Source organism: Mesorhizobium sp. M1169, from assembly GCF_040318345.1.
In the GTDB taxonomy this organism is placed as follows: domain Bacteria; phylum Pseudomonadota; class Alphaproteobacteria; order Rhizobiales; family Rhizobiaceae; genus Mesorhizobium.
This window is the reverse complement of sequence record NZ_JAMYME010000074.1, coordinates 1-12,731: the sequence shown is the minus strand read 5'-3', so window position 1 is coordinate 12,731 and position 12,731 is coordinate 1. Positions and strand designations below refer to the sequence as shown.

Genomic DNA, 12,731 nt, shown 5'->3' with positions numbered 1-12,731 from the left:
GCTGAGGGGGGCGGCTACCCTCTCTCAGCGTTCCTTTCTGACCCATTCGGCGCCGAAAGTCATAAGACAAGCAATTCCAGGAAAAACCGTGAAACGGTTTTCCGTCCGGAATTGCGTCAAAACAAAAAAGATGGAGCGGTTCAGCGGTTCCGTGAAACGATGACCCGCTCCAGGCGGATTTGGTCGCAGCCGCAAACGCTTAGCCGCTTCATTTCGTGCCGGCGCCCAGGCGAAAGCTCCGGTTAATCATTCCGCGTCAAACAATGTTGGATGGGAAATCGCTGGCAGCCGCGATTTCGGGGAGAGAGATCGGGCCGTGTTGAACAGTTTCCTGCTTTTTGCCGAAGCGGTTCTCTATTTCGGCATCATGGTCACGCTTTTCCGGTTCAGGGGCCGCATCGGCCTCGGCGTCTTTGTTTGCGCCCTTGGCGTCATGCATTTCCTGGAAACCTATCTCGCCAGCGTCTTCTACGTCGCGCTGCCGTTCGGCATGGTATCGCCGGGTTCGGCCGTGCTGTTTTCCGGCAAGCTGGTGATGCTTCTCCTGCTCTACATCAAGGAGGACGCGGCAACTGTCCGGCAGCCGATTTACGGCCTGCTGCTCGGCAATGCCCTGATGGTCGGGCTCGTGCTGATCCTGCGCCTGCACGACATCGCACCGCTGCCCGACGGCAAGCTTCCCGACATCGGCTTCATCGATGAGATGGGCTGGCTGATGGTGTGGGGCACGACGCTGCTGTTCGTCGATGCCATCCTGATCATTCTGCTCTATGAAAAGCTCGGCAAATACCTGCGCAAGGCGCTTTTCACCCGCATCCTGGTCTCCGTCGCCTGCGTGCTCACCTTCGACCAGGCAGGCTTTTTCACGGCGCTGCATTTCGTCACCGGTGCGCCGGTCGCGGTGTTCTTCGGCGGCTGGTTCGCCAAGATGGCAGCGGCCCTGGTCTACAGCACCATGCTGGTCGCCTATATCAGGTGGTTCGAGGCGCGGCAGGTGCCGGCGCCGCGCGGGCTTTCCGACATTTTCGACACGCTGACCTATCGCGAGCGCTATGAGGCGCTGGTCGAGCATGTTGGTCGCGACGGCCTCACCGGCCTCCTGCACAGGGGGCGCTTCGACAGCGATGGCGAGGCCGCCGTCGCCGCCAGCCTGCGGACCGCCAGGCCGCTCAGCCTGCTGATCATCGATGTCGACCACTTCAAATCGATCAACGACCGCTTCGGCCACGCCGAGGGAGACAAGGTGCTGAAAGCCCTGGCGATTTTGCTTGGCGAACTTGTCGGGACCGAAGATCAATTGTTCAGGATCGGCGGTGAGGAATTCGCCATCCTCGGCTGGCGTCCGCAGCCGCTCGCCAGGCTGCTGGGTGAAACCGTCAGGCAAGCGGTCAAGACGTCCGCGAGCACCAGCCGGTTCGACATTACCGTCAGCGCCGGCATCTCGACGGTCAGCGAGACGACCCGTTGCCTTGCCGATCTCTTTGCGCTGGCCGACCAGCGTCTCTACAAGGCCAAATCCACGGGACGCGATCGCGTTGTCGGGGAACCGGGCGGCAACGAAGCAGACGCCCGCAACACATGGACCAGGCCGGAGCGCAGCGCCGGCGCGTAACGCTGCCCAGGCCTGCGATTGGCTCAATCAGGATTGTTTGCGCCGCTGCCATCCGCCGATCGCAACCGAAACCGCCATCAGCGCGATCGCCAGCCATTTCAACGCGGTAATAATCGGGCCGGCTTCGATATCGTAGGCAATGAACAGAAGAATGCCCGGTACCAGCAGGCCGCAGAGCACGAGCGTGATCCGATTGATCTGCCATGACACTTTTGCCGCAAGCGCCTGGTCGCCGGGCACGGCGACAAGCGCGGCCCGCATTGCCTTCGGCGCCACGAGCGTGGTCGAAAGACGCAGCGAAATCGGCAGGCCGATGCCGATGATCAGGAAGGCGCATGCCGCCAGGAGCAGCGAAAACTTGAGCGCACTGGTTTCGGCCGGTACCGGGAACAGCAGCGCCGCCAGCGGCAGGAAGACACAGAACATCCCGAGCGCGGCGATGGCGATGAAGATCGCCGCGTTGACCAGCGTAAACAATTGGTAGGTGCCGCCGCCGACGGGTTTGGCGAGCGTGGTCATGCGAGCCCACTCCACTTCGGTGTAGGAAAAGCCCGGCCACTCCATATGGCCGTCGCGGATCGCCGTCATGCCCTTGGCCCAGAACGCCAGCCGCGCCAGCGCGCCGCCCGTCATACCACTCATCGCCACCCCCTATGAATGATGCGCCCGGGATCATACCATCCCCGGCGCAAAGCGACAGTCGCGTACGGCCTGTTTACTGGAACCCGACGGCATCGACCGCGCCCTTCGGGCAGCCGGCCTTGGCTGTCGGCGCCGAGGCAAGCAGCAGGGCACCGAGCGAAGCGTTCGAAGCGATCGGGCCGGTCAGGCCGAGCGTCAGTTCGCCGATCAGCCGCCTGCCGTTCGAGGGATCGACCACGCAGGACACGCGGACCCGGTCGCCCGCGCCTTTGCCGAAGGCACCGTCGAAGGTGCTGCGTATCTGATCGGATGTCAGTTGCTTGCCGATGTTCTTGATGAAGAGATCGCGCACCGGCGACGCATTCATCGCGCGCATCAGGTTCAAGGCGTCGGCGAAATACTCCTGCTGGCTCTTGCCGTAGCAGGTGCCGTGCTTGATCCATTCATGCCTTTCGAGGGCGGACGCGGTGCCCGGCATCACCTGGTCGAGTTCCGCTCGCGTTTTCGGGTCAAGAGTGACCGACGGCAAATCCCGCCAGTGTGCCGGATCGTCGTTCGCCTTGTCGCTTGCCGCGACCTGGCAATAGAAATTTCCGTTCGGCTGCGGCCACAATCCATGCAAGGTGAAGTGGGTCGCTTCGAACCCGGCGGCGGTCTGCGCACGGCATTCGGCCTTGCTGGATTTGGTCTCACAAAAAGCCGGCTGCCAGCTCAGCGCGAAGACATATTCCGGCTTTCCGGACGCCGATGGCTTGTTCGGCTCGGCAGGCGCCGGTGCAGCCGGCATCGTCGACGCGCTGCCGCCCGAAACATGACCGCAGCTGATCTTGACCCAGCGGCGCTCCGGATCGGCGCCCGGCACGCGAATGAGGTAGTGCGTGGGCGCGTCCTTGTTGCCGGCCAGCAGATCATAACTCTGACCAGCCGCGGTCGAGACATTGCCGGGATTCTTGCCGCTCTTGATCGCCTGCGTTGCCGGACAGGCGGCATCGGCGACGAAAGAGCCGGTCATCTTCACATCGGCCCGCGCCGCGCTTGCGCCAGCAAACGCAAGAAACACCGCCCCCCATATCGCCCAAATCCGCATTCCGGCACTCCTCGTGATTCACGCCGCAAGCTAGAAACTTGCGACATGTCAGAATTACGATTTCTTTCGCCGGCCGTAAAAACAATCGCCAGCGCATTGAGACGGCTCCCGCGTGGTCGATCAGGATCCGCTCGCCTCCACCCGTTCCGTCAGGGTGCGCAGCAGATCAAGCGAGGCTTTCAGCACGTCGGCGTCCATACCCTCCGAAACGCGGTTCGCCCAAACATGCTGGCGTGTGCCGATATTCTTGACCGCTGCCCGGCCGGCATCGGTTATCGACAACAGCTTGGCGCGGCGATGCGCCGGGTTGTCGGCGTAGGCGGCAAGCCCCTCCGCAGCCAGTATGTCGGCCAGCCGCTGTACACTCTGACGGGCGAGACCCATGTCGCGGGCGATGTCGGCCACAGATTTCGGCTCCTTCAAAACTGCACCCAAAACCTGCCAGCGCGCTGCCGTCAGCCCGGTTGGAGCGGCCAGCCGGTCGGCCGCATCCAGAAAACTGCCGTTCATCCTGAACACGGCAAGCACCAGTTCGGTGAGCACATTTGCCGCTTCGGTCCTGGTCGTCATTTCTGGCCGGCCTCGATGGTCGCGACGAAATTATTAACGGCTTCGGCTACGACCTCGGGCTTGTCAAGCATCACCCAATGGCCGCTGCCCGCCACGATCTGGCGCGGAATGTCCGTGCGCAGCCGGTAGAGCGCGGCTGGAGTGTCACTGGCCTCGGTAGCCAATACGAACATAGGCCCGCGATACGCATCGAGTGCCGGCTCCGGGTTCCATTCGGCCAGTGCCTTGCCGACACCTGCCCTCGCCGCCGGATCGACCACTGCCGCATCGGCCAGAACACGCTGGCGAACAACCGCGTTAGGGCCGGCAATCGACGTGTAATAGGCGTTCAGGACATCACGGCCTTGCGGACCGGCCAGATCGCGGACAAAGCCGTCACGAATCGCCTGCGGCAGCGCACGAGGATCGGTCGCCGGGTCGACGAGCAAGACACCGGCGACCCGGTCGGCATGGCTGGCGGCATAAGCGAGCGCCACGCCACCGCCGCCGCTGTGCGCGACAATGAGAAACCGCTTCAGGGCAAACGCGTCGGCCACGGCACCGACATCCATTGCACGACCGTCATAACCATAGTCACCGTCCTGCGCCGGCGCGGAGGCGCCATGACCGCGAAAATCGAAGGCTACCGCCTCGCGGCCTTCGACGGAGAGCTGCATCACCCGGTCCCAGTGGGAAGCGCGGCTGCAATCTCCATGCAGGAACATGATCGGCAGGCCATTGCCGGCGTTGATCCTATAAGTGGCAAGCTGGCCTTGCGGGCCTGGAACAGTGGACGTCATCATGGTCATCTCCCTGGTTTCCTGACTGAACGCAGCAATCCCTGACAACAGGGTGGCCGTCGTGAAGGCGAAGCCCGCCAGCAAGATTGCATGCCGCGAAATGGCCCGGTGGTTTTCATAGTCATACCCCCAATCTGCCGCTGACCATTTGACAGTATGCTGTCATGTAATCACATTGACAGCATGCTGTCAACGCCGTCGAGTGGGTACCCTGCGTCCCTTGACGTCGATCGCTGCGTCGCCCAACAGTCGCCGACGGGAGCGAGACATGCCATTTGACAAGCAGAGGATGCTGGCATCGCCGACCGGCGCCGAGCTCAACCTTTATGTGAAACACGCCATCGGCCAACCGCGCGCCATTGTCCAGGTCAATCACGGGTTGGCCGAGCACGCGGCGCGCTATGCCCGTTTCGCCGATTTCCTTGGCGAGCGCGGCTACCAGGTCTACGCGCACGACCACCGTGGCCATGGCGCCACCAAGGCGCCCGACGCGCCACCTGGCAGGTTCGCCGATGCGGATGGCGGTGCCAAGGTCATCGCCGATGTCGCCGCCGTCCATGATCTCATCGCCAGGGAACAGCCGGGTCTGCCGATCATCGTCTTCGGCCACTCCTTGGGCGCGTCGGTCGCGCTGAATTTTGTCCTCCGCCACTCGGCGCGCATCCATGCCGCCGCGATCTGGAACGGCAATTTCTCGGCCGGACTGCTCGGCCAAATCGCGCTGGCCATGCTTGGTTGGGAAAAGTTCCGGCTTGGCTCAGACGTGCCGTCGCGCCTGCTGCCCCGGCTGACGTTCCGGGCCTGGGGCAAGGCGGTGCCCAATCACCGGACGCCGTTCGACTGGCTGTCGCGCGATGCCGCTGAAGTCGAGAAATACATCGCCGACCCGCTTTGCGGCTGGGACGCATCGGTGTCGATGTGGCAGGACATCGTCATGATGACGCTGCATTGCGGCAGCGACCGCAATTTTTCCGGCGTGCGGCGCGACCTGTTCGTCAATCTGGTCGGAGGCGAGCAAGATCCGGCCTCGGACGGCGGCAAGGCGGTCAGCCATCTTGCCGGCCGGATGCACATGATGGGTTTTTCGAATCTCGTTTCAAAGGTTTACGCCAAAACCCGCCACGAAAGCCTCAACGAGGTCAACCGAGACATCATCATGGAGGATTTTGCCGCCTGGGCCGACCGCGTGCTGAGGGCACAGTGATACTGGCCCATTGCAAGGGCCGTGACAGCGGCGCGCGGGATTGATAGAGGCTGCGCTTTCGATCAACCACGGTGATCCATGACTGAGCCTCCGCTCAAAGGCATCCGCGTCATCGAACTCGCACGCATCCTCGCCGGGCCATGGGCCGGACAGCTGCTTGCCGACCTCGGCGCCGACGTGATCAAGGTCGAGAGCCCGGACGGCGGCGACGACACCCGCAAATGGGGACCGCCCTTCGTCATCGGCCATGACGGCGAGAACCTTTCGGCCGCTTATTACCATTCCTGCAACCGCGGCAAGCGCTCCATCGCCATCGACTTCTCGACGCCCGAGGGTGCCGAGACGGTGCGCCGGCTGGTCGCGACATCGGATGTGCTGATCGAAAACTTCAAAGTCGGCGGACTGAAGAAATACGGCCTCGACTATGACAGCCTGAGGAAAATCAACCCGCGGCTGATCTATTGCTCGATCACCGGTTTTGGCCAGTCGGGACCGTATGCGCCGCGTGCCGGCTATGATTTCATCATCCAGGGCATGGCCGGCATGATGTCGATCACCGGCGAAGCCGGCCGCGAACCGCAAAAGGCGGGCGTCGCTATTTCGGATGTTTTCACCGGGCTTTATTCGGTCATCGCCATCCAGGCGGCGCTTCGCCATGCCGAGAAGACCGGCGAAGGCCAGCATATCGACATGGCGCTCTACGACACCCAGATCTCGACGCTCGGCAACCAGAACCTCAACTATCTCGTCTCCGGACAGTCGCCGGTGCAGATGGGCAATGCGCATATGAACATCGCGCCCTACGAAGTGGTGCCGGTAAAGAATGGCCACATCATCCTGGCGGTCGGCAATGATGGCCAGTTCGCAAAGTTCTGCGCTGCCGTCGGCCTCGATGAGCTGGCGTCGAACCCTGACTTCGCCACCAATCCCGCCCGCGTCGCCAACCGGGCAAAGCTGCGCGAGCATATGATCGAGGCGCTGAAAGCCTTCGATCGCGACCCGTTGCTGGCCAGACTTGAGACTGCCGGAGTGCCGGCCAGCCCGATCAACAACATCGGCCAGATGTTTGCCGACCCGCAGACCATAGCGCGCGGCATGCGGCTCGACCTCGATGATGGCCATGGCAATCTCTTGCCCTCGGTGCGGGCGCCGATGGTCATGTCCGGCACGCCGCTGGTCTATGAACGTCCGTCACCGCGTCTCGGCGAACACACCGAAGAAATCCTTGCCGAACTGGAGAGGTCAGGAAAATGAAGACCGGCGGACAACTCATCGTCGATGCGCTCGAAGCCAACGGAACGGACCGTATCTATTGCGTACCCGGCGAATCCTATCTGGCGGTGCTCGACGCGCTGCATGATTCACCGATCCGCACAATCGTCTGCCGCCAGGAGGGCGGTGCCGCAATGATGGCCGACTGCCATGGCCGCCTGACCGGCAGGCCCGGCATCTGCTTTGTCACCCGCGGCCCAGGCGCCACCAATGCCTCGGCCGGCATTCACATCGCGATGCAGGATTCGGTCCCCCTCATCCTGTTCATCGGCCAGGTCGCCAGCCACGCCAAGGGGCGCGAGGCCTTCCAGGAGGTCGACTACGTCAGGTTCTTCGGCGATATCGCCAAATGGGTGGTCGAGATCGACGACGCCGCACGCATACCCGAATTCGTCACACGCGCCTTTGCGGTGGCGACGTCCGGTCGCCCGGGTCCGGTCGTCATCTCGCTGCCCGAGGACATGCTGACCAGCCTCGCCGAGGCACCGGACGCCCGGCATTATACCCCTGTTGAGACGCGGCCTGGCGAAGTCGAGCTCGACGCACTGGAACTGTTGCTCAACCAGGCAAAGCGGCCCTTCGTCATCCTCGGCGGTACGCGCTGGGACGCGCAGGCCGTTGCACGGATGCGGACGATAGCCGAAGCCTGGTCGCTGCCGGTCGGCTGCTCCTTCCGCCGCCAGATGCTGTTCGATCATCTCCACCCGAACTATGCCGGCGATGTCGGCATCGGCATCAATCCCAAGGTAGCAACCGCCATCAAGCAGGCCGACCTTGTGCTGCTGATCGGCGGCCGTATGGGCGAGATGCCGTCATCCGACTACACGCTGCTGAAGAGCCCCTACCCCGACCAGACGCTGGTCCATATCCATGCCGACGCCGGCGAACTCGGCCGCGTCTACCGGCCGGCGCTGGCGATCAATGCCTCGCCTGCCGCTTTCGTCGAAGCCTTTGCCGGACGCAAGCCGGCCGCAACGCCGGTGTGGGCGGCTGAGGCAGCGAAGCTGCACGCCGCCTATCTCGACTGGTCGACGCCTCCGGAGAGCGGCCCCGGCGCCGTCCAGATGGGGCCGATCATGAATTATCTCGAAACGATGCTGCCGGACGACGCCATCCTCACCAACGGCGCCGGCAACTACGCCACCTGGGTGCATCGTTACCATCGCTTCCGACGTTTCGGCACGCAGGCAGCCCCCACATCCGGCTCGATGGGCTACGGCACGCCGGCGGCGGTCGCCGCCAAGCAGCTTTTCCCCGACCGCGACGTGATCGCCTTCGCCGGCGACGGCTGTTTCCTGATGAACGGCCAGGAATTCGCCACCGCCGTGCAATACGGGCTGCCGATCATCGTCATCGTCGTCAACAATGGCATCTACGGCACCATCCGCATGCATCAGGAGCGCGAATATCCCGGCCGTGTCGTCGCCACGGACTTGAAGAATCCCGACTTTGCTGCTTTGGCTCGTGCCTATGGCGGCCATGGCGAGACGGTGGAAAAGACCGCCGACTTCGCGGCGGCCTTCGAGCGAGCGCGGGCCAGCGGCAAGCCGTCGATCGTAGAGATCCGGCTCGACCCTGAAGCCATCACGCCGACCCGCACGATGTCCCAGATTCGCGACAAGGCCTGACAAAACAGGATGATTGCCCTGTTTTGTCGTCGTGATCTGCCTATTGGGCCTTCTCGATCTGGCCGCGGATCTCGCCGTCCGCATGGGCCGCGGTGTGGATGTTGACGTAATATTTGCCAGCCTCAAGATCGGTGGCCTGGGCATCGGTCAATGTCGCCGAACCCTTGATCGGGCTCTTCAGCTTGCCTTCGAACGGCACCACCGGATCGGCGTTTTGACCCTTTGCCGCCGGGCCGTGAATGTGTGCGGCCTTCGCCGGCCCGCTGAGGCCGGAATATCTCACGGTCCAGCTGAGTTTCTTGGTGGCGGTGTTGAACCTGAGCGTGGCGGTGCCCTTGCCCTTCGTGGTGACGGGCGGGTTCTGCTGAGCACCATCGAGCGTCGCCGTCATCTTCATGGTTTCGGCCAAGGCCGGTGAAGCAGAGAAGATGGCTGCAGAAATGGCCAGCGCCGAAAGCATCGGCGTGAAGGACTGGATGCGCATGGAAACCTCCGTTGTGACACCCTTGAGGCGGATGCACCGGCACAACGATTTTGCGAGCGGATGTTTCCGCCGGTAACGTTTATTTTACCTCCCACTAAAAAGGGGCGGTCGCCCGCCCCTTTTCCGCTGCAAGCCAGTTTGACAGCCCTATTTGATGGCCTTGTCGGTGATCGCCGTCGTGTAGGCGCCGGTAGGCTCCTTGCTGATGATCTTCTGGTCGAGCAGCGCCTTGGCGGTGCGCTCGTACGTCGCCGGATCGAGCTTGCCATCGGCATTGTCGATCAGCTTGGCGACTTCGCCCATCATGCGCTTCTGGTGATTCTCGTCCTGGCCGCCATTGTCCATGACGATGCCGGCCGCTTCGTCGGAATGGTCGACGGCGTATTTCCAACCCTTCATCGAAGCGCGCACGAAACGCACCATCTTGTCCTCGAAGGCCGGATCCTTGAGCTTGTCCTCCAGGGCATAGAGCCCGTCTTCGAGCAGATCGTTGCCCATGGCGGAATAGTTGAAGACGGTCAGCTCTTCCGGCTTGTAGCCGGCGTCGATGAGCTGCCAGTACTCGTTATAGGTCATGACCGAAATGCAATCCGCCTGCTTCTGGATCAGCGGCTGCACATCGAAGCTCTGCTTGAGCACGGTGACGCCGTCCGGCCCGCCATCGGTCTTGAGGCCAAGCTTGTTCATCCAGGCATAGAACGGATACTCGTTGCCGAAGAACCAGACGCCGAGCGTGTGGCCCTTGAAGTCGGCTTCTGTCTTGACCGGACCGTCCTTCGGGCAGACCAGCTCCATGCCGGCCTTCTTGAACGGCTGGGCGATGTTGACCAGCGGCACGCCCTTCTCGCGCGCAGCCAGCGCGCCGCCCATCCAATCGACGATGACGTCGGCGCCGCCGCCGGCGATGACCTGCTCGGGCGCAATGTCCGGGCCGCCGGGCTTGATGTCGACGTCGAGGCCCTCGGCTTCATAGAAGCCCTTGGCCTTGGCGACATAATAGCCGGCGAACTGTGCCTGGGTGACCCATTTCAGCTGCAGCGTCACCTTGTCCGCGGCCATCGCCTGGAACGCGGCAAGCGACATCGCGCCGGCCAGCATCGAAACAACAAGTCTTTTCATGTTTTTACCCTCTGAAGTTAGCGCCCTAAACCCACCGCCCCTATCCACCACGGACAGAGGGATGCCAAAACGTGACTGCTCTCTCGAAAAGAGCGACCACGCCATAAAAGACCGAACCCGCAAGTGCTGCAACTGCGATTTCCGCCCACACCATGTCGATGTTCATCCGCCCGACTTCCGTCGAAATGCGAAATCCCATGCCGACCACCGGCGTGCCGAAGAACTCGGCGACGATGGCGCCGATCAGCGCCAGCGTCGAATTGATCTTCAACGCATTGAAGATGAAGGGTGCCGCCGCCGGCAGCCGCAACTTGAACAGCGTCTGCCAGTAGCTCGAGGCATAGGTGCGCATCAGGTCGCGCTCCATATGGCCGGAGGCGGCAAGCCCGGCGACGGTGTTCACCAGCATCGGGAAGAAGGTCATGATGATGACCACCGCTGCCTTCGACTGCCAGTCGAAGCCGAACCACATGACCATGATCGGCGCGACGCCGATGATCGGCAGCGCCGACACCATATTGCCGATCGGCAAAAGCCCGCGCCGCAGGAACGGCACGCGGTCGGCGGCGATGGCAACGAGGAAGCCGGCGCTGCTCCCCACCACATAGCCGAAGATAACCGCCTTGAAGATGGTCTGCCTGACATCGGCCCCCAGCACCGGCAACGAGCCGACGATGCGTGCACCGATGGCGCTTGGCGGCGGCAACAGGATGAAGGGAATGCCGGCACCACGCGTCACCGCCTCCCAGATGATAAGGATCCAGGCGCCGAAGATGGCCGGAATGATCAGGCGCAGGGCGGTTGACGCCCAGCGCGACGTCGGGCGAAACGACGACAAGACCGTTACGCAGCGCCAGGCCAAAAACCACGCCGCGACGAGCAGCAGATAGAAGGATGCGCGAGCGCTGCCCTCATTGCCGGTTATGCCGGCGAGCAGCATCCACGCTGCGCCATGCGCGCCAAGGAACAGCAACACCACCCCGATCATCGGTGGAAAGTTGTCGGCCTCGATTGCCACGAGCAGCAAAATGAAAATCAAAACCGCAGTTGCCATGCCGTAACCGGGCGTAGCGCTGACGAGCGGCCAAAGAAGCAGCGCGCCGGCAAGCAGGACAAGCGCTGCATACCCCTGCCAGGATCGAGGCGTGATTGAGGAAAGGTTCAGGATGGAGCTCATGCCGGCCTCCCGCCCATGGCGCGGTCGACAAGGCGCCCGGCGATGCCGACGACCATCACCAGCAGCGCCGCGACCACCGACCCGGCAACCAGAGCCGACCAGATGTCGATGGTCTGGCTGTAGTAGGCGCCGGCGAGCAATTTGGCGCCGATGCCGGCGACGGCGCCGGTCGGCAACTCGCCGACGATGGCGCCGACCAGGCTGGCGGCCACCGCCACCTTCATCGAGGTAAACAGGAACGGCACCGAAGCCGGCACACGCAATTTCCAGAAGGTCTGCGAGGCACTGGCATTATAGGTGTGCATCAGGTCGAGATGGGTAAGCTCGGGCGAGCGCAGTCCCTTCACCATGCCGACCGCCACCGGAAAGAACGACAGATAGGTCGAGATCAGCGCCTTCGGGATAAGCCCGGTGATGCCGATCGCCGCCAGCACGACGATGATCATCGGCGCCACCGCCAGGATCGGAATGGTCTGCGAGGCGATGATCCACGGCATCAGACTGCGGTCGAGCGTCGCCACATGCACGATGCCGACGGCGATGACGATGCCGAGCGCCGTGCCGAAAGCAAAGCCGAGCAGCGTCGACGACAGCGTCACCCACGCATTGTAGACAAGGCTGCGGTTCGAGGTGATGCTGCGCAGAAAGGTGTTTTCGAAAAAATTCACCGCCACCTGATGCGGCGCCGGCAGCGTCGGCTTCGGCTGCGCCAGCGTCTTGCCGATGAATTCCACAATACCCGGTGTCTGATTGGCGCGGCGGTCGAGATCGCGCTGGAACGGCGTGTTGAGGATGACGGCCATGACGTACCAGACGACGACAACGCCCAGGAGGATCGAGGTCACCGGAACGATCTTGTCGCGAAACGAGTCCATCTAGCAGGCCTCGCCGGGTAAGCGCCCTCCTCTCCCCAACGGGGAGAGGGTGACTGGAGCGAAGCGGAGGCCGGGTGAGGGTGACCGCGCTTTTGTCATCCTAGGGCGGAACCGCCGCGAAGCGGCGTGCGTATCGGGAGCGCCCCACCACGCTTTCGTCATCCTAGGGCGAAGCAAGGAGCGAAGCGACGCGGCGCAGACCCTAGGATCCATATGTGGACGGCGCCCTGCCTGCAACGGTTGTTTTGCGTCGTTTTCGATCGCTTGCGTCCATATGTCCGG

The 12,731-nt window shown here is 63.0% G+C and carries 13 protein-coding genes; 5 read left to right on the top strand and 8 right to left on the bottom strand.

All coding sequences use genetic code 11. From position 1 onward, the window contains the following. Together NKH41_RS32920 and NKH41_RS32915 are read left to right on the top strand one after the other, a co-directional pair. A partial coding sequence (locus NKH41_RS32920) for a hypothetical protein (RefSeq protein WP_352935782.1) occupies positions 1-246 on the top strand: 246 nt, incomplete at its 5' end. A gap of 70 nt (positions 247-316) precedes the next feature. Then, complete coding sequence (locus tag NKH41_RS32915) at positions 317-1,612, top strand: GGDEF domain-containing protein (RefSeq protein ID WP_352747548.1); 1,296 nt, start codon at positions 317-319, stop codon at positions 1,610-1,612. A gap of 27 nt (positions 1,613-1,639) precedes the next feature. Here NKH41_RS32915 and NKH41_RS32910 read toward each other — a convergent pair whose 3' ends face one another. The 4 genes from NKH41_RS32910 to NKH41_RS32895 all read right to left on the bottom strand — a co-directional run bounded on the left by NKH41_RS32910 (position 1,640) and on the right by NKH41_RS32895 (position 4,693). Further along, the gene (locus NKH41_RS32910; protein ID WP_352471520.1) at positions 1,640-2,254 is read right to left on the bottom strand and encodes a hypothetical protein; all 615 of its coding nucleotides are present in this window, start codon (positions 2,252-2,254) and stop codon (positions 1,640-1,642) included. Between the two features lie 73 nt (positions 2,255-2,327). Further along, on the bottom strand, positions 2,328-3,341 hold the full coding sequence (locus NKH41_RS32905; protein ID WP_352767709.1) for a ribonuclease T2 family protein: 1,014 nt from the start codon (positions 3,339-3,341) through the stop codon (positions 2,328-2,330). 120 nt (positions 3,342-3,461) lie between these two features. Beyond that, on the bottom strand, positions 3,462-3,911 hold the full coding sequence (locus NKH41_RS32900; RefSeq protein WP_352709703.1) for a MarR family winged helix-turn-helix transcriptional regulator: 450 nt from the start codon (positions 3,909-3,911) through the stop codon (positions 3,462-3,464). Next, entirely contained in the window at positions 3,908-4,693 is a 786-nt protein-coding gene (locus tag NKH41_RS32895; protein ID WP_352767708.1) for an alpha/beta fold hydrolase, read from the bottom strand. Before NKH41_RS32895 ends, NKH41_RS32900 begins: the two co-directional genes overlap by 4 nt. A 265-nt stretch (positions 4,694-4,958) precedes the next feature. Between NKH41_RS32895 and NKH41_RS32890 the strand changes: the two genes are divergently transcribed. From NKH41_RS32890 to NKH41_RS32880, 3 genes are all read left to right on the top strand, one after another. Continuing rightward, positions 4,959-5,894: an alpha/beta fold hydrolase gene (locus NKH41_RS32890; RefSeq protein ID WP_352767706.1), complete on the top strand. Its 936-nt coding sequence runs from the start codon at positions 4,959-4,961 to the stop codon at positions 5,892-5,894. 78 nt (positions 5,895-5,972) lie between these two features. Further along, on the top strand, positions 5,973-7,148 hold the full coding sequence (locus tag NKH41_RS32885; RefSeq protein ID WP_352471514.1) for a CaiB/BaiF CoA transferase family protein: 1,176 nt from the start codon (positions 5,973-5,975) through the stop codon (positions 7,146-7,148). Beyond that, positions 7,145-8,794, top strand: a complete 1,650-nt coding sequence (locus NKH41_RS32880; RefSeq protein WP_352471513.1) for a thiamine pyrophosphate-binding protein — start codon at positions 7,145-7,147, stop codon at positions 8,792-8,794. Before NKH41_RS32885 ends, NKH41_RS32880 begins: the two co-directional genes overlap by 4 nt. A gap of 40 nt (positions 8,795-8,834) precedes the next feature. On the opposite strand, the gene NKH41_RS32875 is transcribed toward NKH41_RS32880, so the two are convergent. From NKH41_RS32875 to NKH41_RS32860, 4 genes are all read right to left on the bottom strand, one after another. Further along, a complete protein-coding gene (locus NKH41_RS32875) occupies positions 8,835-9,278 on the bottom strand; it encodes a CHRD domain-containing protein (protein ID WP_352767704.1) in 444 nt (147 codons plus the stop codon). A 147-nt stretch (positions 9,279-9,425) separates the two neighbouring features. Beyond that, the gene (locus NKH41_RS32870) at positions 9,426-10,397 is read right to left on the bottom strand and encodes an ABC transporter substrate-binding protein (RefSeq protein WP_352471510.1); all 972 of its coding nucleotides are present in this window, start codon (positions 10,395-10,397) and stop codon (positions 9,426-9,428) included. A 40-nt stretch (positions 10,398-10,437) separates the two neighbouring features. Beyond that, entirely contained in the window at positions 10,438-11,574 is a 1,137-nt protein-coding gene (locus NKH41_RS32865; RefSeq protein ID WP_352767702.1) for an ABC transporter permease, read from the bottom strand. Next, positions 11,571-12,449, bottom strand: coding sequence for an ABC transporter permease (locus tag NKH41_RS32860; protein ID WP_352501094.1), 879 nt, complete (start codon positions 12,447-12,449; stop codon positions 11,571-11,573). Before NKH41_RS32860 ends, NKH41_RS32865 begins: the two co-directional genes overlap by 4 nt. Between the last annotated feature and the right edge of the window lie 282 nt (positions 12,450-12,731).